27 protein-coding genes and 3 pseudogenes are annotated in these 22,999 nt (G+C 57.8%); 14 read left to right on the top strand and 16 right to left on the bottom strand.

The genetic code is table 11. The annotated features are described in order from the left end of the window. The coding region (locus tag ASD02_RS26410) for a nuclear transport factor 2 family protein (RefSeq protein WP_057258494.1) at nt 1–353 on the bottom strand (353 nt) is incomplete at its 3' end. A 242-nt stretch (nt 354–595) separates the two neighbouring features. Between ASD02_RS26410 and ASD02_RS26405 the strand changes: the two genes are divergently transcribed. From ASD02_RS26405 to ASD02_RS26390, 4 genes and pseudogenes are all read left to right on the top strand, one after another. Next, nucleotides 596–1,702 (top strand): hypothetical protein, encoded by a 1,107-nt coding sequence (locus ASD02_RS26405; protein WP_057220910.1) that lies wholly within the window; start codon nt 596–598, stop codon nt 1,700–1,702. Next, a complete protein-coding gene (locus tag ASD02_RS26400) occupies nt 1,689–2,774 on the top strand; it encodes a nucleotidyltransferase family protein (RefSeq protein ID WP_057220909.1) in 1,086 nt (361 codons plus the stop codon). The genes ASD02_RS26405 and ASD02_RS26400 overlap by 14 nt, the downstream gene beginning before the upstream one ends. A gap of 184 nt (nt 2,775–2,958) precedes the next feature. Beyond that, nucleotides 2,959–3,258 (top strand): hypothetical protein, encoded by a 300-nt coding sequence (locus ASD02_RS26395; RefSeq protein ID WP_057210204.1) that lies wholly within the window; start codon nt 2,959–2,961, stop codon nt 3,256–3,258. Nucleotides 3,259–3,442: 184 nt separating this feature from the next. After that, a pseudogene (locus tag ASD02_RS26390) lies at nt 3,443–3,562 on the top strand (DUF1488 family protein); the annotation flags it as partial. A gap of 179 nt (nt 3,563–3,741) precedes the next feature. Here the strand turns inward: ASD02_RS26390 and ASD02_RS26385 are convergent. From ASD02_RS26385 to ASD02_RS26380, 3 genes and pseudogenes are all read right to left on the bottom strand, one after another. Continuing rightward, nucleotides 3,742–4,391, bottom strand: a pseudogene (locus tag ASD02_RS26385) (HipA domain-containing protein); the annotation flags it as partial. Then, nucleotides 4,388–4,519 carry a hypothetical protein gene (locus ASD02_RS40445; protein ID WP_277996369.1) on the bottom strand — a complete coding sequence of 44 codons (132 nt, stop codon included), beginning with the start codon at nt 4,517–4,519 and terminating at the stop codon, nt 4,388–4,390. The pseudogene ASD02_RS26385 and the gene ASD02_RS40445, both read right to left, overlap by 4 nt. Before the next feature lie 38 nt (nt 4,520–4,557). Next, on the bottom strand, nt 4,558–5,037 hold the full coding sequence (locus ASD02_RS26380) for an FAD-dependent monooxygenase (RefSeq protein WP_347376839.1): 480 nt from the start codon (nt 5,035–5,037) through the stop codon (nt 4,558–4,560). 370 nt (nt 5,038–5,407) lie between these two features. Between ASD02_RS26380 and ASD02_RS26375 the strand changes: the two genes are divergently transcribed. Both ASD02_RS26375 and rsgA read left to right on the top strand, forming a co-directional pair. Continuing rightward, nucleotides 5,408–5,593, top strand: a complete 186-nt coding sequence (locus ASD02_RS26375; RefSeq protein ID WP_057210199.1) for a hypothetical protein — start codon at nt 5,408–5,410, stop codon at nt 5,591–5,593. An 18-nt stretch (nt 5,594–5,611) separates the two neighbouring features. Beyond that, the gene (gene rsgA / locus ASD02_RS26370) at nt 5,612–6,634 is read left to right on the top strand and encodes a ribosome small subunit-dependent GTPase A (protein ID WP_057220907.1); all 1,023 of its coding nucleotides are present in this window, start codon (nt 5,612–5,614) and stop codon (nt 6,632–6,634) included. 318 nt (nt 6,635–6,952) lie between these two features. Here rsgA and ASD02_RS26365 read toward each other — a convergent pair whose 3' ends face one another. Further along, nucleotides 6,953–7,708 carry a hypothetical protein gene (locus tag ASD02_RS26365; RefSeq protein ID WP_057213453.1) on the bottom strand — a complete coding sequence of 252 codons (756 nt, stop codon included), beginning with the start codon at nt 7,706–7,708 and terminating at the stop codon, nt 6,953–6,955. Nucleotides 7,709–7,800: 92 nt separating this feature from the next. After that, nucleotides 7,801–9,429 carry a DUF1254 domain-containing protein gene (locus ASD02_RS26360; RefSeq protein ID WP_057213450.1) on the bottom strand — a complete coding sequence of 543 codons (1,629 nt, stop codon included), beginning with the start codon at nt 9,427–9,429 and terminating at the stop codon, nt 7,801–7,803. Nucleotides 9,430–10,026: 597 nt separating this feature from the next. On the opposite strand from ASD02_RS26360, the gene ASD02_RS40040 reads away from it, so the two are divergent. The 5 genes from ASD02_RS40040 (at nt 10,027) to ASD02_RS26335 (ending at nt 12,664) form a co-directional block, all read left to right on the top strand. Beyond that, entirely contained in the window at nt 10,027–10,185 is a 159-nt protein-coding gene (locus ASD02_RS40040) for a DUF4411 family protein (RefSeq protein WP_347376841.1), read from the top strand. Nucleotides 10,186–10,401: 216 nt separating this feature from the next. Then, the gene (locus tag ASD02_RS26355; protein ID WP_057210191.1) at nt 10,402–10,623 is read left to right on the top strand and encodes a hypothetical protein; all 222 of its coding nucleotides are present in this window, start codon (nt 10,402–10,404) and stop codon (nt 10,621–10,623) included. A gap of 118 nt (nt 10,624–10,741) precedes the next feature. Next, the gene (locus tag ASD02_RS26350; RefSeq protein WP_057210190.1) at nt 10,742–11,050 is read left to right on the top strand and encodes a hypothetical protein; all 309 of its coding nucleotides are present in this window, start codon (nt 10,742–10,744) and stop codon (nt 11,048–11,050) included. Nucleotides 11,051–11,586: 536 nt separating this feature from the next. Further along, nucleotides 11,587–12,090 (top strand): DUF892 family protein, encoded by a 504-nt coding sequence (locus ASD02_RS26340; RefSeq protein WP_057210188.1) that lies wholly within the window; start codon nt 11,587–11,589, stop codon nt 12,088–12,090. Between the two features lie 298 nt (nt 12,091–12,388). Then, nucleotides 12,389–12,664 carry a hypothetical protein gene (locus tag ASD02_RS26335; protein WP_057210187.1) on the top strand — a complete coding sequence of 92 codons (276 nt, stop codon included), beginning with the start codon at nt 12,389–12,391 and terminating at the stop codon, nt 12,662–12,664. A gap of 95 nt (nt 12,665–12,759) precedes the next feature. On the opposite strand, the gene ASD02_RS26330 is transcribed toward ASD02_RS26335, so the two are convergent. From ASD02_RS26330 to ASD02_RS38595, 6 genes are all read right to left on the bottom strand, one after another. Further along, a complete protein-coding gene (locus ASD02_RS26330; protein ID WP_057220905.1) occupies nt 12,760–13,872 on the bottom strand; it encodes an AI-2E family transporter in 1,113 nt (370 codons plus the stop codon). A 722-nt stretch (nt 13,873–14,594) separates the two neighbouring features. Further along, a complete protein-coding gene (locus tag ASD02_RS26325; protein WP_057210183.1) occupies nt 14,595–14,966 on the bottom strand; it encodes a hypothetical protein in 372 nt (123 codons plus the stop codon). A 527-nt stretch (nt 14,967–15,493) separates the two neighbouring features. Beyond that, complete coding sequence (locus ASD02_RS26315; protein WP_057210179.1) at nt 15,494–15,727, bottom strand: hypothetical protein; 234 nt, start codon at nt 15,725–15,727, stop codon at nt 15,494–15,496. Between the two features lie 358 nt (nt 15,728–16,085). Next, on the bottom strand, nt 16,086–17,138 hold the full coding sequence (locus ASD02_RS26310; RefSeq protein WP_057220904.1) for a sensor histidine kinase: 1,053 nt from the start codon (nt 17,136–17,138) through the stop codon (nt 16,086–16,088). A gap of 247 nt (nt 17,139–17,385) precedes the next feature. After that, nucleotides 17,386–17,550, bottom strand: a complete 165-nt coding sequence (locus ASD02_RS37495; RefSeq protein WP_225968560.1) for a hypothetical protein — start codon at nt 17,548–17,550, stop codon at nt 17,386–17,388. Nucleotides 17,551–17,646: 96 nt separating this feature from the next. Then, complete coding sequence (locus tag ASD02_RS38595; RefSeq protein WP_156408472.1) at nt 17,647–17,817, bottom strand: hypothetical protein; 171 nt, start codon at nt 17,815–17,817, stop codon at nt 17,647–17,649. Between the two features lie 447 nt (nt 17,818–18,264). Here ASD02_RS38595 and ASD02_RS26305 point away from each other — a divergent pair, with 447 nt between their 5' ends. From ASD02_RS26305 to ASD02_RS26300, 3 genes are all read left to right on the top strand, one after another. Beyond that, entirely contained in the window at nt 18,265–18,573 is a 309-nt protein-coding gene (locus tag ASD02_RS26305) for a hypothetical protein (RefSeq protein WP_063991793.1), read from the top strand. Between the two features lie 144 nt (nt 18,574–18,717). Further along, complete coding sequence (locus ASD02_RS40440; protein ID WP_277996368.1) at nt 18,718–18,840, top strand: hypothetical protein; 123 nt, start codon at nt 18,718–18,720, stop codon at nt 18,838–18,840. 290 nt (nt 18,841–19,130) lie between these two features. Beyond that, the gene (locus ASD02_RS26300) at nt 19,131–19,418 is read left to right on the top strand and encodes a hypothetical protein (RefSeq protein WP_057210177.1); all 288 of its coding nucleotides are present in this window, start codon (nt 19,131–19,133) and stop codon (nt 19,416–19,418) included. Nucleotides 19,419–19,825: 407 nt separating this feature from the next. Here ASD02_RS26300 and ASD02_RS40035 read toward each other — a convergent pair. From ASD02_RS40035 to ASD02_RS26270, 4 genes and pseudogenes are all read right to left on the bottom strand, one after another. Continuing rightward, nucleotides 19,826–20,041 (bottom strand): annotated as a pseudogene (locus ASD02_RS40035) (IS5/IS1182 family transposase); the annotation flags it as partial. 134 nt (nt 20,042–20,175) lie between these two features. Continuing rightward, on the bottom strand, nt 20,176–21,810 hold the full coding sequence (gene groL, locus ASD02_RS26285) for a chaperonin GroEL (protein WP_057210173.1): 1,635 nt from the start codon (nt 21,808–21,810) through the stop codon (nt 20,176–20,178). Then, entirely contained in the window at nt 21,779–22,171 is a 393-nt protein-coding gene (locus ASD02_RS26280; protein ID WP_063963350.1) for a co-chaperone GroES, read from the bottom strand. Before ASD02_RS26280 ends, groL begins: the two co-directional genes overlap by 32 nt. Nucleotides 22,172–22,502: 331 nt before the next feature. After that, on the bottom strand, nt 22,503–22,730 hold the full coding sequence (locus ASD02_RS26270; RefSeq protein ID WP_057210172.1) for a BrnA antitoxin family protein: 228 nt from the start codon (nt 22,728–22,730) through the stop codon (nt 22,503–22,505). Nucleotides 22,731–22,999: the final 269 nt, after the last annotated feature.

The raw sequence follows: 22,999 nt of genomic DNA, 5'->3' as shown, positions 1-22,999 counted from the left end.
ATCAGCCCGTTTTCGTCGAACTCCCAGTTTTCGTTGCCGTATGCCCGGTACCAGTTCCCGGAGTCGTCGCGGTACTCGTAGGCGAAGCGCACCCCGATGCGGTCGCCGTCATGAGCCCACAGCTCCTTGATCAGCCGGTATTCGAGTTCTTTTGTCCACTTCCTCGCCAGGAACTCGACGATACGYTCGCGTCCTTGGACAAATTCCGCGCGGTTACGCCAATAGCTGTCGACGCTGTAGGCGAGGGACACGCGGTGCGGATCGCAACTGTTCCATCCGTCCTCTGCAGCTCGGACTTTGGCCGCTGCCGWTTCGCGGGTGAAAGGGGGCAGTGGTGGGCGTTGTTCAGTCATGGTCATGATCTCCAGATTTCTTTCACTGTACCGATCGGTAAACAGTGTGTCAATCGGTACATGTGACTGAGTGCAGCGTCAACGGTCAACGCTGGGCGCTGGCCGTTTTTGCCGTGCGAATTGAAAGGTTGCGCCGTAGACTGCCGGGTTCGCGTCAGCTCCCGAAAACCGGACACCTTGCAACCGTACTTTCGATCGTTAATGTGGATTGACTGTCTGTGGCGAACGCAAATGGGATAGGAATGAAGTTCCGCCTCTCCGCCGGTGCAAATTTTTTCCTGCTTGGCGAGCGAAAGACAATATTTGACGAGGCGTCGCAGCAGATTTTTCAGCTCGATGAGCTGAGCGCTTATCTTACCTGTCTTCTCACCGACCCCACGTCGCCTTGTGAATTGGAAACCGCGGTTATGGCGCGGGGCGCCAGCCGGGCTCGGGCTCATGCGTCGGTGCAAAATTACTTGGCCTATTGGTCACGACGCAATCTACTGGAGATCATTTTCGATGAGGATGAGGGTCAGCCACTAGATACCCGAAAGTTCGATTTCGCCGGTACCACCGTATCGATCGCCTTTTACGATCAAGATCTTCGCGATCTCATTCTCCCCGTTTTCGCCCACAACAGGACGAACGCCGACACGCCACACACGGCTGTCTACGACGTGGCGCGGCTTGGCGATCGCGTATGCATCAGCCGAAATCGTACCTCAGGAATGATCGTCGCCGGTTCGGAAGCTGCCCCCGCGCTTAAGGCGCTGATAACAGACGACGTTCTTGCGAATCTTGGAGCGAACGTCGCGCTACACGCCGCATTGCTCGTCAGGAACGCCAGAGGCCTGTTAGTCTGTGGCGCGCCGGGGGCTGGCAAGACCACGCTCGCCATGGCACTGCTTGCAGCAGGTTTCGCCTGCGGCGGGGATGACATCGCCCTTTTGGACGAGGATGGCCTGCTTGTGGGCGTGCCCTTCTCGCCGGCACTCAAGCAGGGTTCTTGGGGTCTGCTCGACCAAATGACGGATGCCATTCTGGCGGCACCTATCCATCGGCGGCTTGACAACAAGCGCGTCCGCTATCCGAAAGGGCTTTGCTATGCCACACAGGAACGGGTTCCGCTTGAAGCCATCGTACTGCTCCGCCGTCGGCGAAAGGGAGCGATCGTGGTTACAGACGTTGATGCCCTAAAAGTGCTTTCGGAACTGCTGGCCGGTGCTTTCACGCCTGAGCGCCGCCTCGCTTTGCCGCAGTTTCAGCGACTCCTGCAGATGGTTTCAGGGGCGCGCGCCGTCGAACTTACGTACTCTGCCCTCGACGAGGCCGTAGAAACCTTGAGCCGCCTTCATGACAGGCAATAGCAGACGCGACCTCCTTACGCTTGCCTGCTGCCTCAATGGGCAGATACCAAAAGACGCGAACTGGGACGCAATCATAGCTCTTGCGAACAGGAGCCTGACGATCACCTCTCTCGCAGCGGCGGCAAAGAAGTCCGAAACGCAAGACTTGCCTGAAGACGTGAGCAATTACCTGGCAATGATCTACGCGCGCAACGCAGAGCGGAATTGCAGACTGAAGGCGCAACTGATCGAGGCGAGCGCCCGTCTCAACGACATTGGCATAGAACCGGTCGTTATGAAGGGAACAGCGGTTCTCGTGAGTGCAGACCCTGAAGAGTTCGGCGCCCGCATCCTGACCGATTTGGATATTCTTGTCCGTCCGGAGAACATGGCCGCCGCAATAGAAACATTGCGCCATGTCGGATACGAGATCGAGCTTTCAGCCGGCGAAGGCTCCTGGCCAGGAAACACAAAATATCATCTCCCGGTCGTTCTGGTCCGTCCAACGTATGTCGGGAGCATTGACCTTCAGTGCCGACCGAGGGGGCCGTCCTCCTTCGGTAACGCAGAATGGCTCCACCGTGACAGCCGCGCGCTAGATATTGCCGGTAGTCGCGTGCGCTTACCCACGCCCCTTGCGCAGATCGTCCTCTTGCTTCTGCACGATCAGTTTCAGGACGGGGATTACTGGCGTGGGCTGATGGATCTGCGCCACCTTCTGGACATCGCGAAGCTCTCCCGCACGTCACCGATCGACTGGAATGAGTTGAGAGGGCTCTTCGCGAGCGGTTATGAGAGAAACGCTGTGGATACGCAAATCGTGACGGCCGACGCGCTGCTCGGGCTAGACCGGCCGGCTACTAGCGGGGTGGGATGGATGGCCAGGATCCAGTTTGCCCGGCGGCATTTTCAGCTCGGCCGCGACTATCTTGCGGGCCCGCTCACGCTCCTGACACTTATCTCGGAACTTGCCCACTACCGTTCCTGGGATCGCTTCGGTGGCGAGCCCTATCCTTCCTGGCGCCAGGAAATTGAGCGAAAGGTTCGCGAGTTGCGACGCATTTTTCGCCCGAAGCCGCTTGGTAAACTATAGGGCTGTTTCGAAACTGTTAGCGCGCGCTTTGGTGGAGGTAGGCGAAGTGACAAGCCGGAGTGCCCATTTTGGATGAAAGTCACCTCCGACCAGCTTAAAGGCCCAGACCTAGGCCAAAGACTTTGCTAGAATAACTCAATTTACTAATGTACTATTGATCACATTAGGCGCGGGGGGAACACGTATGTCCGAAAAAGTTGACGGCTCGCAGTCTCGAAGCAACGAAGACCGGCGCGAATTCCTGAAGGACTGCGGCCGCTTTGCAGTCGTAACCCCCCCTGTCGTGACGATGCTTCTGTCCACCAGCCTGACGTCGAAGGCGATTGCGGCATCCGGCGGAGGTGGCAGTACTAAGGGCAACAATGGTTGGGGCAATGGACCGGATCCGACAAATCCAGGAAGCAGTCACGGGGGCGGTGTGTCGAAAGGCGGCCCGGGTGCGGGCAAGTCGCAGAGCAGCACCAAGCAAAACGGGGTCCGGTAGTTCAGGCCTTGAGTGGTCACGGGTTCGCGTAAGACGTGGCGGAGTGACTTCAGTTTGCATGTTTATGTTGTAAAAATGCAGTTGGCGTTATGTATTTTCAATACTGCTTACTTCTGTCATCGGCCGAAACTATAGTCAGAAGGCCACTGGAGCTGCTCGCGGCAGCAGTGAGAGATGCCAACCGATGGCATTGACCTTCCCCAATCGTAGCCGCAGCTTCGATGAAACTAGGAATGCCGTTCTCCTCCTGGCTGACGATGGGATGTTCGAAGTAACATTCTTTATTGAATCCAGCGCCCTTGTGGAAATCGACTACCCCCGCACGAGGTCTACGGGTGAGCTTTACAATTCCGGAACATCCTGACGTCGTTTCCTGAGATCCTCGCCTTGATGGGATTCGAACCAACGGTCATTCTGTTTGGATGGGCCAAAGCCTTGAATATACAGCAAGGCTTGACAAGTTGAATGCCGAGCCGCAAGGCACTACTTCGCGAACTCACGATACAGCTCGACCGTCGGAGCGTGCCTATCGATTGCGTCGGAGACCTTGGCGGCCATCGGCAGGTTCTTCTTTTCCGCCTTCCATACCGCCCTAAAACGTTCAACCGTCTCGCGCGACGTGTCGATCACCAGCTTTTCGGAAAGCTCCGCTTTCGCAGCCAGATGCGCCAGCTCGTCCTTTGACAGTGCCGCCATCTTTTTTGTGCGGGAGAAATTGAGCGCCGCCGTATCTTCCCCCTCGATGTAAGGGATAGTCGACAACAAGTCATACGCTGGCGAGAGCGCAGGGGTGCGGCGATCAGGATAGATTAGCGACCAGTTCTTCAGGTGCATGTCGCCATTGCCGATCAGCGTGCTGAAGACTAGACGCCGGATGAATTCCGCCACGTCGGCCGTGCTGGTTTCGATCCCCAGCACGCGGCCGATCCTCCGGTAATTGCCCTTATCGTGTTTGTGGTCGGGAAAGACGCCGAAGACTTGCGCAAAATCCTCGATATGCACCGCTCCTTCCGGCGTGCGGTCAAAACGCTTGATCGCCAGCGCCTGCCCGTGCAGTTCACCCACCCCCTGCGGCAGGCCGCTCACGGCGTCGAGATCAACCAGCTGATCTCAGGCACGTTCATGCCTATCATAAATAGGGATCGAAGATGTGGGCGGGCAAAACTCTCCGATATTGCGCGAAAGCATCTGCGACGAAAGCAGCGGCGGTGCCAAGTTCCTGACACCCGGCAAGGCGCACGATATATTCAGTATCGATCATTCCGTGTCCTCTCTTGAGGTAAATTCATAAGGTTGTTTTCAGGGCTCGCGGTGCTCAACCTTCGACGCCCTTCCATCGTCCGGAGCAAATCCGGCCAGCCTTGCATATCCGCGCACGACCTGCGCGCGCTCCTCGTATGAGGCCACGTCATAGATCTCGCCAAAACCATCAGGTGCCCGTGCTTCGACGAGATCGATCACGCGCTCGGGCCCACCCCTGCGGTTCGACAGAACGATTTCCGACGTGCTCGGACGGCGCTCGCGGTCGTAGGCGCTGAGCGCGACCTCGACGGACCCATGGCTCCGCAGGTGCTCGGCCAGAGCATCGAGGATCGCCTGACTCGCCCCATTCGAACCGACCGGATACATGGGGTGGGCCGCATCTCCCAGCAGGGTGACACGCCCGAACGACCAGCGCGGCAGCGGCTCGCGATCGCAGTTGAGATATTCGTAGAACGCGCCTGTAGTCCGGATGACTTCTCCCGGATCGACATAGTCCAGTCGAAAGCGATCCCGCACGAAGGGCAAGACCTGTGCAAGGTCCCCCGGCCGGCTTCAGTCCCCGAGAGTGAACTGCCCGGCCCGCGGCTGACGGCTGCGGGCCATCACGGCCCAGTTGGTGAGACACATGTCCGGATAACATCGAAGTAGTTTGCTACTCCCACCGCTATCAACAAACAGTCAGTCCTTCGCGCGGGGGTGACGTCGGTGGCGTTCGGGAAATGCACCGCGACATATGTGATGGCGGCACGCTCTGGATGGGATACGAACCAGCGTTGGCTAGTTCGTCTTTTGTGCAGGCATGTGATATTGCAATAGATTGCGAAGTATGACAGCCGGACATCGTTTTCAGCGTTTGGAAACGCTGGACCGACACTGGAGAGCATTTATGGGTTGGAAAACGCCAAAGTTTGAATACGTGAATGGGTATAAAATCGTCGAAGTCGATGGGCCAACCTTCAAAGTTTATGACGGTGACCGTCAGTTAGGCGACCATTTCCCCTACTCGGGCGAGGCTGCTGCTTACGCAAATTCTTTGCCAAAGCGAGATCATCAGCACAAGAAGCTTGCATAATCAAAGGCGAAGCAAAATTTGACGAACTCCTGCCTCCGCTCAGCGTTGGAATTGCTTGGTTGGTCTGACTTTTTTGCGGATCAGGTAAAGCCCACTGAAGCTGACCTCGTACCCAAGCGCGTCGCGTCGGTGCACCGGGCACGCATCGAGGCGATGGGCGCCACGGGGTCAGACAGGCTAGAGCTACCAGCCCACGCCAGTACGGCTGACTTCGCGGTGGGCGACTGGGTGCTTGCCGATCCCCGGTCCCACATGCTTGTCCGCCGGCTTGACCGGAAAACCGTGTTTAAGCGACGCCCGGAAGTCGGACGTGGCCAACAACTTGTTGCTGCCAACATCGACACGCTGTTGATCGTGACGTCGTGCAACGCCGATTTCAATATTGACCGGCTAGAACGTTACCTAATCATGGCCAACGAGGCGGGCAGCAAACCGGTCATCGTGTTGACCAAGGCTGACACCGCGGACGACGTTGGCATATTTCAGGCCAAAGCCGAGGCTTTACAGCGTGACCTACCTGTGGTCGCCCTGAATGGGCGCTCTGCCGATGCAAGCTCCTTTTTGAGTTCCTGGTGCGGCTTTGGCCAAACGATCGCCCTGGTGGGATCGTCCGGAGTAGGAAAGTCGACGTTGGTAAACACGCTGACCAGACCTGCATCTGACGCAAAGCAGAAAACCGGGACTATTCGCGAACATGACGCGCAAGGCCGTCACACCACGACCGCGCGCTCGCTGCATCCTATTCCGGGCGGCGGCTGGGTCATAGACACGCCGGGAATAAGAACACTTTACGTCAGCGATATCACCGACGGGATCGACACGCTTTTTTCCGACATAAAGGAACTGGCACCGGCTTGCCGATTTCGCGATTGTACCCATGCGCATGAACCGGGCTGCGCAGTTCAGGCAGCTGTCAAAAGCGGCACTTTGGCCGCCGACCGCCTTGAACGCTGGCGAAGTCTTGTTTCTGAAAACCGTGACAGAACACCTGTCGTCAGCGGACCACGCGGCAACAAGATCGTTCGCAAAAAGAAGTACTGACGCCTTGATAGGATTCGAACCGCCGACCCATCACTCGTCCGCCCTCTGGGGCGCATTTATGGATGGCTTTCGCTTGGCAAGGACTTTTGGTGTGACGGCGATTTCCAAGCACGATCGCGGCACCGAGAGGCGCTGCGATGCAGCGGCATGGTAATTGGGCTTGCTCCGAGGCGGAGGCAGCTCCCTGATGTGATTGTGGTCTCGATGTGTTTTTTCCAATCGGCCTCGGAAAGTGTGCGTATGCGATCGGACGTTGGAGGGAGACCCTGTGCCGTCGGCGGTTCGGCGGCGCAGGGCTTCATGAATGGGCCAATTGCATCAGTAGCAGGGCGGATAGGGATAGTAGCCGCACGCCGGGGGTGGGTAATAGGGCGTAGCAGCAGCACCTACGGCTGCGCCAACAGCAGCCCCGGCAACAGCTGCCCCCGCGACGGCGCCAGCGCCATACCACGCGCCGTGATAGACCGGGGCGTGCCAGTAAGCGCCACCGTGGTAGCCGTATCCACCACCGTGCCAAACCGCGCCACCGTAGCCACCCACATGGGCGAATCCACCGCCGCCCGGTCCGCGAAACGCGAAGGCGTCAATGAAAAGAGCTGCTGGACCGCTCGCATTGTTCAGGCTGCCTTCCAGGACGGCAACGTCGAACGTGAGCGTATTTCCTTCCAGCTTCGGCGACTTGAGCGTAACCACGGCGTCGTTCACATCCGAGCCGTCGCCGCCAAGAATTGAAACCGTCGCATTTGGCGGGTCGATTGCGAAGTTGTCCTTGCCTTCATCCCACTGCATGATGAACTGCTGGGTGGTTACATGACCTGCAGCGCGAACGGGCCGGTCGGCGAACACGATCGAGTTCTTCGACACACCCGTCAGCACCAATTTGCTACCGTCAAGCGTAGCGCCATCCGAATTGATCACCGCCAGCGATGGGACCGGACCAGTCGGCGTGACATGGCCGATGGTTTTTTCCAGCGGGACGTGTGGTTTCTTGGCGACGTCTTGCGCGATCGCACCCGTCGCGATGGCAAGGCCTCCCGCAAAGGCTACTACGGTTGCGAAGCGATTGATGTTCATATTGAAATTCTCCTTAGAAATGAGAGCAAGCTTCCTTCACCACTGCTGCAGAGCTGGTATCCTTCAGCTCTCTACTGGAGATCTGCGTCCCGTCACTTGGTCACCAGTTCAACCTCGCTTGGCCTCCATTCCTTCGTGAAAAATGGTTCGAGCGGTCCGTAGAGACGCAGGCACGGGATAAACCCCTTACTGGGCACGGTCTGGATCCAGTTACCTCGAGCGACGCCTTCAGGTTGTTGCGGCGAGAACCAGACCGTCGTCGTGCCGTCGGCAGCTGCCTCGGCCGCGGGCGAAGGATAGCTCTGGCTGCCGGCGCGCGGGTAGCGCTGGGGGGTATCGAGCATCGAACGCGTCTGGTTGTCGTAGGCAATAAAGGACCAGAAATTGGCGTAAGGAATGTCCTTCGGCAGCGTCACCTTGTAGGTCTTGGCACCGTCGAAGGGCTGCTTGTCTGCATCCACGATCGTCCACAGGTACTGCGAACCAATGCCCGGCACGCGCATGGCCATCCCTGGCGTAATGCCGGTGACGCCGTAGAAGAAGGACGTTCTGGAGTCCAGCAAGCGGTATCCCGTCGCCGGGTAGGGCTTGGCGCCCTCTGGCGTAATTTCTGGAATCGGCGTTTCGAACTCGTAGCCGCTGACAAACAACTGGTTCACCCAACTCGAACCGGGGTAATAGTACCAGTCCTCAGCGCGAGGAGCCATGAACAAGGTGCGCGACGTGGCGTTGGCTAGCGCCACGGCTTCGGTGAGGATCTTCTTCATCCGCGCATCCGGCGCGAAGGGTTTGCCTTTGACGATGCCGATGGCTGCGATCGGGCCCATCAACTCGGCGTCGAGCGCCGTTGCAGGCTCCTGTTGCACGATTTCGTTGAGCCACTCGTAATACGAGTAGTCGTTGGGCGGTATCGTGTTCATCACCACACCACTGCCTTCGTGGAAAACAGTCGGTGGCGGCGGGGTGATCGGCCCGAGTTTGGTTTTACCGTCAAGGAATTCGGAAACGGGCGTGCCGTAGCCGCCGGCTTGGTACGGATAGACCTTAAGTGTTTTCTTGATCTGTTCGACCACCGGCTTTGGATCGTTGTTCTCCATGAACGCGCGAGCGAACCAGATAACGAAGTTGGTGCGGGCGCGGGCCACAAAGTAGCCCCCTTCGGGAACGTTACCCTCGTAGCCAGGTGGCAGGATGAGATACTTGCCGCCTTCACCGCGATCAGCCCCGGGCGCGCCCAAATCAATAACCCAGCGGAACCACTGGTCGTCGATAGCGCCCAACATCTTGGGTCCCACCTCAAGCACCATCGGTCCCTTGGAGAGATCGAGCATTCCCAAGGAATAGATCGTGTCCGCGTTAGCCGTCAGGAATAGAGACTTGGAATCCATCAGATCGGAGAAAATGAGGACTTCATTGTCTTTCACCCCGACGCTCTGAAAGCCTTTGTGAAGCGCCGCTATGCTGACACCCTGGAAAGTGTTCACGAACGCCTCGAACCCGTGCGTGAAGTCCAGATTGTCATAGATCTTTTCGATGGTTTCCTTGCTCGGCATGCCGTCCTTGAAGTCGAGTGTGCCGATGCGAGTCTCGACCTTGTCCGGCGTCAGGATAGATGCAGGCGGGGTTGCCGTTTGGGCGCTTGCTCCAATCGTGCAGGCGAGGAAAGTCGATGCCGCAAGGGCCATCATCAGCCCGCTGAGTCTGCTGTCGATCAATTTCATTGGTCGTTCTCTCCCTAGGTTCTTTGGGTTGTGGCGAGCGCTGCCAGTTGTCGGCGCGCCCTCCCTTGACCAGTTGGTAGGCTCAAGCTGACTCATCGGTAATCCTGAGGAAGCCTTGATGATACTGTCCTTTGGGGAAGTTGTCAGACCGCCGATGTCGGCGCAAAGGAGTTTCGTCGTACGTGTCTTTGCTCTCATGGCCGAACCTGTAAAATTGCGTTGGATCTGTGAAATAGATTTCCTCAATGCACTACTTACGCTGCGTCGCTTCCGGGCTCAGAGCAACGTAAATTACTGTAACGAGTGTGTAGTTTACTAAGCCTCGAACGCGAGGCGCCGCTTTGTTTGCGGTTGCTCAGAGGGATCAGGTGCATGCGGTTGAAGGACAGAAATCCCGCCACGTGACCCAACTGGATTGCGACTGCATGAGGATCGAAGCTGATGTTACGCGGCTACTCACGAACGTGATCAGAGCCCGAGTGGTTCCTGGCGTCGAGACGTCGACACGCAGGGCAATTTCGCCGAAATCGTCCTGCACATGGCAACAGCCCACTATAGCCGGCAGTTGCGAAATTCCTCGACAGCGCAGATTCACTACTGATCGCCAAGGCGCGTTCGATCGGCGCCACCGTGGTCACGCATAAACTGAAGAAGCGCGTCCTGATCCCGGATTTCTGCCTGGTCTTCGACGTTCTATTCGTGAACACATTCGAAGGGCTCCGCCAATTCTCCGCGAAGTTCGTTTGGTCGCCTTAACGAAGACCTGCGGCATGCCATGCTCGAACCGATGCGGAAATCCGGTTCTCTAGCACGCGTGCCGCGGTTACCGAAACGTATCTTGTGCAGACGCCCTATTTGGGAACTTTGTGCGCCCCACGCCGTTTAGCAGTACACATACCCCATCTGACGCTTCCTCCGCCGCCTGGCAAATGGCCGTTTTTGCGCCGAGATCCGACACCCGGGAGCGTTTCGATGACCAGGCATTTCAAGTATGAAAGAGAGGCCCTGCTTCGCGGCTGGGATGCAGTCTACGATCTGGAAGAATTCATTCGGGCCTATCGTTTGGCACCGCTTGCCGCGCGCGAGATCTTTGCAAAAGCCGGCCCCCGCAGGCTCGATCTAGCAAATGCCATGGATGCACGAAAGTTGCAGCAAGGCACATTAGTCGCTAATGCACTTATGTCTGACGTTTGACGGAAGTCTGTTGCCTCAGTGCAATATTGCGCGCAGGATACTTCGTCGACAGCGATTGAAGCGGGCGCTGTCGCGAACGGGTCGTCATGTACCTGTGCCCCAACCAAAGGAGGACGTCATGTCTTCCAGCCACCCAGAACACTATCTTGATGCCGACGACCTCAGCCTATTGGTCGAGGTGCTTACCGCTGCGGGTTTCTACGGAACGACAGCCAAGGCAGATCCAAGTGGACGGCTTGCTGCCACGCGTTTCCTGATGACGGCGCTCGAAAACGGTATCAATAGCCGCGAAAGGCTGACTGCAGCCCTTGTCGAACGTGGCGATGCTTCAAGCGGAGAACATCAGACGCCTCAGCAGACGAAAGCCGAGGCGATTGACCGATGGGATGACGAAGGCGGCGCTATCTACGCGAAGTCCTCTGCGTGACCGCCGGCTTGAACGGCTACCGATCGGCCGTCAGCCCTTCTTATGTTCCAAACGGGAGAATTCGATGCACACACTGCCCAGCCTGACAGGCCACCATCTCAGCCCCCGCGATCTTTCAGCAGTGCGCAGGGTTTTTGAAGCGACCTGTTTGAAGACACGGCTCGATGGGCGCGGCATACAGGCCGATCGCCTGGCGAGGTTCATCCTGGATGAATTCCGGTTCGGCAACACGGATGAAGCGTCCCTTTTGGAATGTGCTCTTTGGCACGAGACGCGACGTACTCCGCCCAAAGCGAAGAACCATTCTATCGTTGACATGCGAACGGCAAGAACGCGCGAGGGTCGTGATTCCAGCCAAGCACCCAAAACCGGCAATCCTCACGATCGAGTCGCTCGCTAGCCGTCTCACCCCATCCGACAGCTACGTCCGCCAACCCTCTGACGTCAAATACCTGGCCGCCTCATGGGCAGCCAGCACGACCAGGCGCGTCGTCGCCTGGAACATGACAGAGAACCCTCTAACCACAGGAGCCATCATGGCCAAGGAAATCAAAACACTGGACGTGCTTTTTCACGATACGTTGAAGGACGTCTATTTCGCCGAAAACAAGATCGTCGACACACTGCCGAAGATGCGCGATGCCGCCAAGAGCAAGCAGCTCAAGGATGCATTTATCAAGCATCTCGGCGAGACAAAGGTTCATGTCGAGCGACTGGACCAGGTCTTCAAGATCATCGGCAAGAAGCCGGAAAAGAGGACATGTGACGCGATCATGGGCATCACCAAGGAAGGCGCCTCGATCATGGACGAGTATGAAGGCTCGCCCGCGCTCGACGCCGGATTGCTCGCGGCTGCGCAGGCTGTCGAACACTACGAAATGTCACGCTATGGCACCTTGCGGACGTGGGCCCTGGAACTGGGCATGAAAGATGCCGCTAAGCTCCTCCAGACGACGCTCGACGAAGAGCAGGCGACAGACATAGCTCTGACCGCGATCGCCACGAAGGTCGTGAATCAGACCGCAGAAAAAGCGGCCTGAAGCATTTCCAGTAAAAGTGCGAAGCGATTTTCCGTCAGGACATGCGTGAAAGCAAAGCAAAGAGATAGAGCGCTTCCGCGGCTCTGACTCAACCGGAAAAGCTCTACGTGAATATCGGCCCGGCTTGATCCTATCAAGCCGGGCAAAGGCAGTCTCGGCCGACGCGTGCGAGAATCCGAGATGGACCATAGATTATGTCCCGCCCCGGCGCGCGACACTGTGGCCAAATCACGCGGTTATCGATTGTATTTGTCGGGAAGGAGACCACAGTGGTGTCCGGCAGATCTACACCGCCGGAATGTTCAATGTCAGAAGCGCCTGGCACCGAGCGAAGAGACGCGCCGCAGCTCAATTTCTGATCACGGCATTTCAAGGCGGCGTTCACTCCGAGGCAGCGCTCGTCACCATTCTGTTGAGCCAGATCGAGATGCTCTCCTCGCCTTTTTCGAATGACGATTTGGATCGGTGGGAAAACGAAGGTGGCGGCAAGGCGTTTGGTCGCTCCGCAACCACGAAACAATCCATTGACCGGATTGAGCACCAATTCTCGCGACAAGGCTCGGCGCCTGGTTGATGAAGCAAACCTGCTCTTGAGACGATACACAGCAAGTGAAATTCGACAACGTCAAGCGGGGCGTCAACGCCATCGATTTTATCTTAGTTGGCAAGTCAGCCCTTTGGGCCGGCTCCGATGTCCTCGGGCAGCGCGGAGCGCGACGCCGATTGCGTCCGCTCTTCGAGTTCAGCTGCGACCCACTCGAGAAACAAATTGTATGCGACGGCCAACAAGGTGGGTCCAAGAAAAAGTCCAATCAACCCAAAGGCCAGCACACCACCAACGAGCCCAAACAAGCCCAGCAACACCGGCAGGTTACTGTTTTGGTTGAGCAGGTACGGGCGAAGAAAGTTGTCAATGCTGCTGACGACAAGCAGGCCCCAGATGGCGATGAAGATCGCCCAGCCCATGGAACCCTGAGAAAGCAACCAAAGTGCAACGGGCCCCCACACGAAGGGAGGCCCCCCCGGCACAAATGACAGCGCGAAGGTCAGGCAGCCCAACAATAGAGGTTGAGGCACTCCGGCAATCCAGAAACCGATGCCGGCCAGCAGGCCCTGCGCAAGTGCGGTTCCGATCATCCCGTAGACGACACCTTTGACGGTCATACCGATGACCGCCAGCAATCTCTTGGCCCGGGGACCGGCAACGCGCTCGCTGATCTGGCGCATGAAGCCGATCATGCGGCGACCGTGCAGGAACAAAAAGAAGGTGATGAATATGCTGAGCGCGAGTTCAAGGACGACGCCACCGAAGGCGGCTCCGCCTGCAAGAGCAATATCGGTGACAGGGCCTGTTAGTTTCTTGAGTTCGACGATAAACGCTGGGGCATCATGAGCGAGGTTTTCCCAGTAGGCCGCCACGCCTTCGCCGACGATCGGCAGACCTTTAATCCAGTTGGGCGGAGCCGAAGGCCCCTCCTCCAAGACGTGCGTAATTCCCTCGGCCAGATTTTTCATGTCGTCGGCGAGCGCGGTCACAAGGAAGGCAAGCGGTGCAGCCAAAACAAAGATAACCAGCATCGTCATTATTGCTGCGGCAACTGCGCGGTATCCTCCGACCGCACGCTCGCATTGGCGGTAGAGCGGCCACGTCGAGTAACAGATCACCGCAGCCCACAATATGGCCGACAGGAAGGGCCAAAGGACCAGGGCACAAGCAACAACCAGCAGGGCAAGCGTACTGATACCGAGAACAGGCCCAATCCATCTGCGAAGATCTGACATTGCCCGATCCGCCTCCTTCTGTAGCGCCTTTCCACGACGGCTCTATACCCACTCGCCGTTCTGCGCGAACGCCGAGTGGGTATGGCAAGCCGAATTGCACGCGAACACGCGGAAATGCTGGCAGCTTAAGAACGGCCGGAGTATACGCACACGCCGTTGGTTGCACGGCGGTTGCGCTGCCGTTTCGCTTCATCGCCACGCGGCGACGTCGAAGCGTCACTCTTAGATCAGTGCCAGCCGATCGTGCAAACGACACCCCTGGTGCCGGCAATACGATGGACTGTTTGCACGGGACCGACGTGCATCGCAAACCAGAATTCGCTGCGCCGCTTTTTAAAGCAGGGAGATCTGAGTGGCCGCAACGATGTGCGCTTGCGAACCCGTATCGCGCGATGTTGGGTAATTGCCCCTTCGAGGACCTCCTCGGGATAACCGGATCGGTCCAAGAAGGGCATGGACGAGTGTCCGTCCATTGACGAATGTTCAATACCAGCGCCCGCGACCGTACCAGCCACCGCTGAGCACTAGAACGATGAGAACTATGATGAGTAGTGTGGTGATATCCATTTGGGTCTCCTGGGAGTACCCTGGTTATCGTCAATCACGATGATGGACGATGCTGTTTTCGTGCTGTACTCCGACGTAACATAACGCGCCAAACGTGTCTTCGTTCCAGCTCGAATAGAGGGCGGCCAGAAGCCGCCCATCATCGACTGGGTGCGCTATTTGGCGCGGCGCCAGACACCGTTGACGCCGTCACCCTTAACGTCTCCAGCCTGCTTGTCTTCGGCATAGGTGTAAAGCGGCTTGCCGTCGTAGGCCCACATCTCCTTGCCGGCCGTATCCTTGACAAGTGACCATTCGCCTGCCGCCTTGGATTTTGCCGCGGCGTGGAACGCGGGCCAAATCTTCAGGCAATCGGCGTCGCAGTTCGACTTGCCCTTGGTGTCCTTGTCGAACGTGTAGAGGGTCATGCCGCTATCCGTGGTCATGACCTTGCCCACCTTGGTATCGACCATCTTGGCCGGTTCAGCGGCAAAGGCCGAACATGACGTGGCGGCGGCTACGCCCAATGCAATTAGAGAGATTTTCATTATTTTTTCCCATCGGGGATGCCGGCGGAATGCCAGTAGTGCCCGAAGTCTAACGCACAGAAACGCGCAGCTTCAGTAGCAGTTCCCTGACACACCAACTGAACGGGCTCGAAGTGCGCTGCATCTGTCGGCAGATAATGACAAACCAGGCGAGCGATAGGTCGGCAGCGCTTGATGAGTCACTGGGTCAGGGCGTCGGACTGTGTTGTCTGCGCCGACCCTGTAAACATGATCGTTGCGGGTCTAAATGCCCAGACCAGCAGAATACTCGTGGTGACGATGATCAGAGAGAAAACGAGACGATTTGACATGGCGCCTTCCTCCATATTTGGAGCGCTGTGAATGCGGGCTACAGCATTCGTCGCCGTTGTCAGGTCGAACATTTCTGGCAAGGAGACGCGCGGAAGCCTTCCTTGTGGCCTCGCGGTCCGTGCGGTTCGGGAGCAGTTTGAGGGATCCGGTCGCCGCATGGCAACGGAAGCAAGTGTATCACAGTTCTTGCTTGCAAACGCGGCGGAACCGCCGCGTCAAACGATCAATTGCACGATGTGGGAGAAAGGCGTCATCGCCCACCTGCCGTTATTATCCTTGGCTGTTCTGTAAATGATGAAGTCACGGCCGATGGTGAACTTTCCATGCATGGTGATCTCGTTACCGGTTGAGAGCACGGCTCGAAGCTCGTTTGCATGGTGTTTCTCAATTTGGTCGCTGATCAAATCGGCTAGGACCAGATCCAAGATTTCCGGCTTTGAATCAGTCAATGGATCCCCCACTCTTTTTGAGACACGTTGCGGATGCGACGACCTCGGTACGGCAAACGCGACCACCCAACGTTTGCCGCAGCCAATTTTTGTGCTTAGCCAAGCGGCAAAGCAACGGGTTTTGAGATCGTGCTCGCGATTGTGCCTGAGTGGAAGCGAACGGCAACACGGCAAGGACAGACCGGAAGCTGTGAGCGGTTCCTGGGCGGCAAGACGATCCGCGCGAGGTCCGGCGCAAATTCCCCTCGTCAGCTACTGGTTTGCGGCAAAGACCTCGTTATCCGCAACCAATGCTACCGCGCGGAATCTGATGCATGGTAGCGATCTTTCAAACAGGGTCATTCCGAGTCCCCGAAGGTCAAGCTGCTGTCCTGTCGACTTCCGCAACGTGATGCCGGTGTGCAATTGAAACATGTGTGCCGGGCCTTGCATCTGCCACGGTGGCCCGTGCATCCAGCTGGTTGCTGAGCGCTTCCACGATCCCCGTGCCCAAGCCGGGCTTCACTTCAATTCCCCCTGTCGGCATACCTACGCCGTCATCGCCGACCTGGAGGGTCCAGTCTTTTCCTTTGGCGTGGTAGTCGACGGTGATTTTGCCCTCGCGGTGCTTCGGGAATGCGTGTTTGAGCGCATTGATCACCAGCTCGGTAACGATGAGACCGAGGCTTATCGAGGTGTTTGCCTCGATAAAGGTCTTGTCCACGTCGACTTCGATCGAGAGCTGTTCGGGGTCGTAGATCATCGAAGCTCCGAGACTTCTGCAAAGCTGCTCGAAATAGCAGCGGAGTTCGACCTCACCGACACTGGATGTGGCGAGCTGCTGTTGGACCGCAGCGATGGACATGACCCTGCTGTGCGCGGACTTCAAATGGTTGCGGGTCTCTTCGGACTGAACCTTGCGAGCGCTCTGCAAAAGTATGCTCGCAATGATCTGCAAGCTGTTGGCGACACGGTGCTGGACCTCTTGCAGAAGGATCGCCTTTTCTCGCAGCAGGTCGTCCTTCACCTTCTCGGCGACCCGCGCATCGGTGACGTCGGTAACCGTCAAAAGCAGGCGGAGTTGCGATGTATGGGCATAGTCAAGCAATTGAGCGTCAAGGACCAGCCGCCGGGTATCATGGTCCGGGCGTTTCAGATCCATCTCATAACCACGCACATCGGCAACTCCTGCCGCAGTTGCCTCAAGCAACACCGATAATTGGGCGAGGTTCCACTCTCCATCGCCCAGTTGGGTGAAGCGCTTTGCCGTGGCCGTAGAGGCGTCGATCCGAAAGGCCCTGTAGAAGGAGGTGCTGGCCGCGACCACGCGGAGATCGCCATCGAGAAGCACGATCGGCGCGCTCGAGGATGCAATGACCGCAAGCGCAAGGCTGAGCGAGGTTTCGGGATGGAGAGGCGTGTCCCTGGTCATTGTCGTGTCCTTGCGGCCAGAGGCTCGCGGTGCAAGAGCCATCCCCAGCATGGACGTAGACGGGTTATGATTGGGAGGGGAACTGATCCGAACGCATACTACCACGAATATCGAGAGCAGGTTCACTTAATCGATCGAAACTACCGCGATGGCTGGAACACCACTGAGCGCGGGAACGGTCATAGCTGCCACAGGATAAATGCCCGACCAGCAACTAAGACGCGGAACGGGTCAACAGGTCCTGACCCTAGTCTTTATCTTCCGGTGGTCGGCGCCAAATTTGGATGAGGCCCCTGCGCATGGCGTCTTTCAGATTGAGAATATCAAGAAGATCGTCCGCTTCATCGCGCGGCAAATGCGAGATTAGATAACCGTCTAAAACAACCGGCTGTCCGGTGAAGACATCGATCACCGTCCACACATTGTTGGCTTCGATCTTCAGATCATACCGTTGCTCTCCTTCATCGAAGGCGACCAGCGACGGTCGGGAGCCCGCATGGTCAGATTATCAATCGCGGGCAAGAAACCGCAGAAGCGCCTTTTGCAACGTCTCGGCAGCCGTTCGGTTCAGGGCCACTTCGATCGGGCCCTCGTCGCATTCCAGGCAGAGCGTGCCGATCAGCGGCGCCTTATGGAGGGTGATGATGTCGCTTTCGTAGAGCTTGTTCGGCTCGGACATGGCAGTCCCCAATTCCAAACAAGGAGCTTACCACATTCGCGCGGATACGGGAGCTTTATCCCCGCACGATGGCACCTGGCGATCGCTCGGTGGGACAGGAGCCGCAAGAGAAACATCGATGAAGCTGGACGAATAGGAGAGTTCAGGCCGACAGGCACAACCGCCTCAATTGAAACTCAATCGACGCGCTATGCTATAGGTAAGTTGATTTGGCCGATGTGGCTTTCGCGGTATTCGAACCGCCCCAATCCCCTAAATTCTCGACAGACAGGCAGGCTCGGCGTCAGTGCTTGCGGCCAACGCGTCTCGAAACAGATCTCGAGCCGTCTGTTCGTCCGAGCCAGTGCAACGCGCATCATTGATCCGGCGACAGCCGGCGCGAAAACCGCGAAACGGCTGTTGCAGCCGAATTACTCTTACCAACGCTTGAGGAGGACCGAGGCCACTATGAACGCTCTATCTTTCACGAAACGTATCATCCGCGGCCCGCGCGACACGTCACCGATCCACCGCTTCCATGTTGGCCAACTTGTCCGCTCCAAGGGCGCGCTGACGAGAGAGTCAACATCTGGAGAAACGTATCGCATCGTTGCGACGCTGCCGATCCGCGACAATGCGCTCCAGTATCGCATCCGCAGCAGCCGCGAAACCCATGAGCGTGTGACGGATGAAGGCAATCTCGAAKTGATTGTCAGTGCCGGCAAGGATGGGATGGCATTGGCCGAGCGAGCCTTCAGAACGGCACATATCCTATAACGACCATGCCAAACCGGCCAAACAGATNTGATTGTCAGTGCCGGCAAGGATGGGATGGCATTGGCCGAGCGAGCCTTCAGAACGGCACATATCCTATAACGACCATGCCAAACCGGCCAAACAGATCAGCCACGGGAGGCGATCATGAAMTACCACATACCGGCTCAGATCTATCTCTTCGACTATCGCSGTCTGTTTGCCTGGATTGCTCTTTCGGTCGCGGTCTTTGTGGTCATCACCACGATCCTCTTCGGCCGGATCTTGTGATGGCGCGGCACGGAGCCAAACGCCCNGTCTGTTTGCCTGGATTGCTCTTTCGGTCGCGGTCTTTGTGGTCATCACCACGATCCTCTTCGGCCGGATCTTGTGATGGCGCGGCACGGAGCCAAACGCCCTCCTCACTCGTGCGCCCGGCTGAATGCTAGATATCAGACAAGGCTCGTTCGGGATCTGCAAGGTCCAACAGAGCAATCAATGATCCCGTCTTCGTCAAAAGCATAACGCTCGACAGGCAGGACCGCGCCGCCGCGCATACGCCGGCGTCGGAAGGAGACATCATGTTCAATCGAACCAACCATCGATCCATCCACTTCAATCGGCCCTTCCAGTTGCCCGACACCGAGGAAACGTTCGCGGCCGGCGACTACGACGTGGACGAAGACGAGGTCCTCATCGAAGGCTTCTCCTGGCTTGCCTCCCGACGCGTTGCGACCTTTATCAAAGTGCCGGCAACGATAGAAAATCAGTATCGCATGCGCTTGATCGCGATCGAACCCGACGAACTTGAACGCATCATCACATTGGATGGTGCCGGGAACATTCCTCACTCGCAGCCACACGCTTGAAGGTACCGCTGGGTGTAACCGAGCGGTATCACGGCGATACGAAGAACGGGAGAACGACGATGCCCCACCGAGAGCATGCACGCACGATTATACGCTGGAAGAACGAGGGCCACGCGCCACACCAAATTCACGGCCGCTATCAATTCGGCCGACGTGTTGAAGTGGACGGATCCTGGACGATCTACCACGTCTTTAGCGGCAAGCCTGCGCAGGTCGATGCGTGGAGAATGACTGGCCTCAATCGTGAGAATGCAGACCAAGCCCTCGACGTTCTCAATACATACTGAGCGCGACGCGAAGCCCGCTGCCCAGGTTTGGTGCAGAGATCCGGACTTGAGCGGATGGGCATCTTTGAAATGGCATACTATGCTGTGGCTGCCTTGCGGACGGATTTCGGGCGTGCGCCCGGCAAGCTTTCGGTTGAAGACTGCGCAGCCGATGGCGACTTCGGTCTGCTGAACGGGAAGCGACCGGGCCGCAAACGCCGCCCGACGATCGATTGTATCGTCCGATGGCGGTCTCGACAGCGAGCGTTTGCCGTAACCGTTGGAGGCCTGCCAATTCATCCGGCAGTATCTGCTGATTACGGCGATATGCTGGTGCCGTTGGCCGGGTTCGTCACCCTCAACTTCATCTTCTCAAGATGATGGCGGCGGCAGGAGTTGTGTTTAAAAGGCATGGCTGCACTACAATTGCTACATCGGAAGCCAACCCACACCAACAAACGAACCGCGCACCAACGCCGTTCAGACTGTTCTCAGTATCCCATCCCGCCCATGCCGCCGTTGCCGGCCGGCCGGGCAGATTGTATTGAGGGAATGTCGGCGATCATCGCTTCGGCAGTGATCAAAAGTGCCGCGATTGAGCCGGCGTCCTGCAAAGCGGTCCGCACAACCTTCGCAGGGTCGATGATGCCGGCTTTGATCATATCGACATAGGTCTCCGTCTGCGCGTCAAAGCCCTGGTTGTGATCCCTGCTGTCGGTGAGTTTTCCCACGACGATCGAGCCTTCGACACCGGCGTTCTCGGCGATCTGCCGGATCGGAGCTTCCAGCGCCCTGAGCACGATCGAGATGCCCGCCGTGGCGTCCGCATTCGCTCCGGTCAGTCCCACCAGGACCGACCTCGCGCGCAACAGGGCAACACCACCGCCAGGAACGATGCCTTCCTCAGCCGCTGCGCGCGTGGCGTTCAGCGCATCGTCGATACGGTCCTTCTTTTCCTTGACCTCGATTTCGGTCGCGCCGCCGACGCGGATTACCGCGACGCCGCCGGTGAGTTTCGCCAGGCGTTCCTGGAGTTTTTCCTTGTCATAGTCGGAGGTCGTCTCCTCGATCTGTGCCTTGATCTGCTGGATGCGCGCCTGGATTGTCGCTTTATCGCCGGAGCCGTCGATAATCGTGGTGGTGTCCTTCTCGATCAGCACGCGCTTGGCGTGGCCGAGCATGTCGAGCGTGACGTTCTCGAGCTTGATGCCGAGATCCTCGGAGATCATCTGACCGGCCGTGAGGACGGCAATGTCTTCCAGTATGGCCCTGCGGCGATCGCCGAAGCCCGGGGCCTTGACGGCCGCGACCTTCAGGCCACCGCGCAACTTGTTTACAACCAGCGTCGCCAGAACCTCGCCCTCGACATCCTCGGAGAGGATCAGCAGCGGTTTGCCGCTCTGCACGGCCGCCTCGAGTATTGGCAGCATAGCTTGTAAATTGCCAAGCTTCTTTTCGTGGATGAGGATGTAGGGGTCCTCCAGCTCCACGCGCATCTTCTCGGCATTGGTGACGAAATAGGGCGAGAGATAGCCGCGGTCGAATTGCATGCCCTCGACAACGTCGAGCTCGGTCTCGGCCGTCTTGGCTTCCTCGACGGTGATTACGCCTTCATTACCGACCTTGTCCATCGCCTTGGCGATCATCTCGCCGACCGTCGCGTCGCCATTGGCGGCAATGGTTCCGACTTGCGCAATCTCGCCCGAAGACTCTACCTTCTTGGCGCGCGCCTGGATTTCCTTGACGACAGCAGCGACACCAAGGTCAATGCCACGCTTGAGATCCATGGGATTCATGCCGGCGGCGACGAGTTTGACGCCTTCGCGCAGGATGGAGGCAGCGAGCACAGTCGCCGTCGTGGTGCCGTCACCGGCGAGGTCGTTGGTCTTAGAGGCCACCTCGCGCACCATCTGCGCGCCCATGTTCTCGAACTTGTCGGCCAGCTCGATTTCCCTGGCAACTGCGACCCCGTCCTTGGTGATGCGCGGCGCGCCATAGGCCCTGTCGATGACAACATTGCGGCCCTTGGGGCCCAGCGTCACCTTGACGGCGTTGTTGAGCAACTCGACACCGCGCAGCATGCGATCGCGCGCATCAGTGGAGAATTTGATTTCCTTGGCAGACATTGTGTTCGTCCAGTTCGGTCTTGAGATTGCGGTCGGAAATCGACGGCCAGGCAGCTTTCTTGGCCGCGACGGTCTTTTCGACAACGTCCATGATGTCGGGCTCGTTCTTGATCAGGGGTGCCTCACCGTCGATCCTGAAATCGGTACCGGACCGCTTGCCGAGCAAGATCCTATCACCGAACGTGGCGTCGAGCGGAATCAGCTTGCCGCATTCATTACGGGTGCCTCGACAGCCGGCGATCACTTCGCCTTCCTGCGGCTTTTCCTTGGCAATGTCGCGAGTGATGATCCCGCCCTTGGATTTGAGATAGCCTTGCGCGCGCCGGATGACGGCGCGGTCATGCAGTGGACGGATTTTCATAGGGATTCTTTCTGCGGCCTGCACATAGGGCGGCTGCAATCCTTACATAGCACCTTTGGCACTCGATAGATAGGAGTGCCAAAATACATATTCCGCCGACATCGTCTCCTACCAATAGGGCTCCTCACCGATCGAGAGCGACCTCAACGCGCCAACGGAGAGGCCAGACGCGGCCGTCGGTTTTTCTCCTTTGCCCCAATGCGAGGCGGCAGCCACGTTGACTGTGGGCAGCAGCGTGGGATTTGGCTCCGCCGTCAAACTCGCGGTTTCGCACGCCAAAGAGAAGGATACCCGGTTGTTGCCGAGGAAATTCGAGACGGATCCGTCGGGATCAAACATCCTTGTCGAGTTCGGTGGCGTTTCGAAGAGCCTCTTGCATCCTTGAGCGCCAATGGGCACCGGATAACTTGAACCAGTCGACCACGTCGGTATCGACGTTGAGGGTGAGTTTCGTCGTGGAACCGTCGGAGGGCAACACTTTCTTCTTGAGCGCTCGCGGACGTTCCAGAACCTGCTGCACCAAGTCGCTGGTAGCTCGTGTGGAATTAGCTTTAACCATCTGCCAGCCTCATGCCTTTCTGATGCCATTTCTCGCCCCGAGCTGGCACGTGTTAGGAAGTGCAAGGATTCCCAAAGTAGCGTTTGTATGCTTCATACATGGACGCCTTGTGGCAAGGGCTTTATGGGGGATTGAGTGATCGGTTGCTTTTCAGGTGAGCGAAGCAGGCCTCTCATTAGAGCAGGCTTAGGGCTCATACCGCCTCCAGCCGGAACTGACCTCTCAAAGCTGGAACAGCTGGGAACACATTCGAGCCGTCGCGGAAGTGA

The organism is Ensifer sp. Root1252 (assembly GCF_001425885.1).
In the GTDB taxonomy this organism is placed as follows: domain Bacteria; phylum Pseudomonadota; class Alphaproteobacteria; order Rhizobiales; family Rhizobiaceae; genus Ensifer; species Ensifer canadensis.
Note: the sequence above shows the minus strand (reverse complement) of the source record. Positions and strands in the feature narration are given on the sequence as shown.

What these genes read in the sequence shown, in the direction of transcription:
- ASD02_RS26280 (WP_063963350.1), bottom strand. Translation starts at nt 22,171, where the DNA reads ATGAAAATCCGTCCACTGCATGACCGCGCCGTCATCCGGCGCGCGCAA.
- ASD02_RS26330 (WP_057220905.1), bottom strand. Translation starts at nt 13,872, where the DNA reads ATGTCAGATCTTCGCAGATGGATTGGGCCTGTTCTCGGTATCAGTACG.
- ASD02_RS26365 (WP_057213453.1), bottom strand. Translation starts at nt 7,708, where the DNA reads ATGAACATCAATCGCTTCGCAACCGTAGTAGCCTTTGCGGGAGGCCTT.
- ASD02_RS26325 (WP_057210183.1), bottom strand. Translation starts at nt 14,966, where the DNA reads ATGAAAATCTCTCTAATTGCATTGGGCGTAGCCGCCGCCACGTCATGT.
- ASD02_RS26360 (WP_057213450.1), bottom strand. Translation starts at nt 9,429, where the DNA reads ATGAAATTGATCGACAGCAGACTCAGCGGGCTGATGATGGCCCTTGCG.
- ASD02_RS26405 (WP_057220910.1), top strand. Translation starts at nt 596, where the DNA reads ATGAAGTTCCGCCTCTCCGCCGGTGCAAATTTTTTCCTGCTTGGCGAG.
- ASD02_RS26335 (WP_057210187.1), top strand. Translation starts at nt 12,389, where the DNA reads ATGTTCAATGTCAGAAGCGCCTGGCACCGAGCGAAGAGACGCGCCGCA.
- ASD02_RS26355 (WP_057210191.1), top strand. Translation starts at nt 10,402, where the DNA reads ATGACCAGGCATTTCAAGTATGAAAGAGAGGCCCTGCTTCGCGGCTGG.
- ASD02_RS26375 (WP_057210199.1), top strand. Translation starts at nt 5,408, where the DNA reads ATGGGTTGGAAAACGCCAAAGTTTGAATACGTGAATGGGTATAAAATC.
- ASD02_RS26400 (WP_057220909.1), top strand. Translation starts at nt 1,689, where the DNA reads ATGACAGGCAATAGCAGACGCGACCTCCTTACGCTTGCCTGCTGCCTC.
- ASD02_RS26395 (WP_057210204.1), top strand. Translation starts at nt 2,959, where the DNA reads ATGTCCGAAAAAGTTGACGGCTCGCAGTCTCGAAGCAACGAAGACCGG.
- ASD02_RS26350 (WP_057210190.1), top strand. Translation starts at nt 10,742, where the DNA reads ATGTCTTCCAGCCACCCAGAACACTATCTTGATGCCGACGACCTCAGC.
- ASD02_RS26300 (WP_057210177.1), top strand. Translation starts at nt 19,131, where the DNA reads ATGTTCAATCGAACCAACCATCGATCCATCCACTTCAATCGGCCCTTC.
- ASD02_RS26310 (WP_057220904.1), bottom strand. Translation starts at nt 17,138, where the DNA reads ATGACCAGGGACACGCCTCTCCATCCCGAAACCTCGCTCAGCCTTGCG.
- ASD02_RS26340 (WP_057210188.1), top strand. Translation starts at nt 11,587, where the DNA reads ATGGCCAAGGAAATCAAAACACTGGACGTGCTTTTTCACGATACGTTG.
- ASD02_RS40445 (WP_277996369.1), bottom strand. Translation starts at nt 4,519, where the DNA reads ATGATCGATACTGAATATATCGTGCGCCTTGCCGGGTGTCAGGAACTT.
- groL (WP_057210173.1), bottom strand. Translation starts at nt 21,810, where the DNA reads ATGTCTGCCAAGGAAATCAAATTCTCCACTGATGCGCGCGATCGCATG.
- ASD02_RS38595 (WP_156408472.1), bottom strand. Translation starts at nt 17,817, where the DNA reads ATGTCCGAGCCGAACAAGCTCTACGAAAGCGACATCATCACCCTCCAT.
- ASD02_RS26270 (WP_057210172.1), bottom strand. Translation starts at nt 22,730, where the DNA reads ATGGTTAAAGCTAATTCCACACGAGCTACCAGCGACTTGGTGCAGCAG.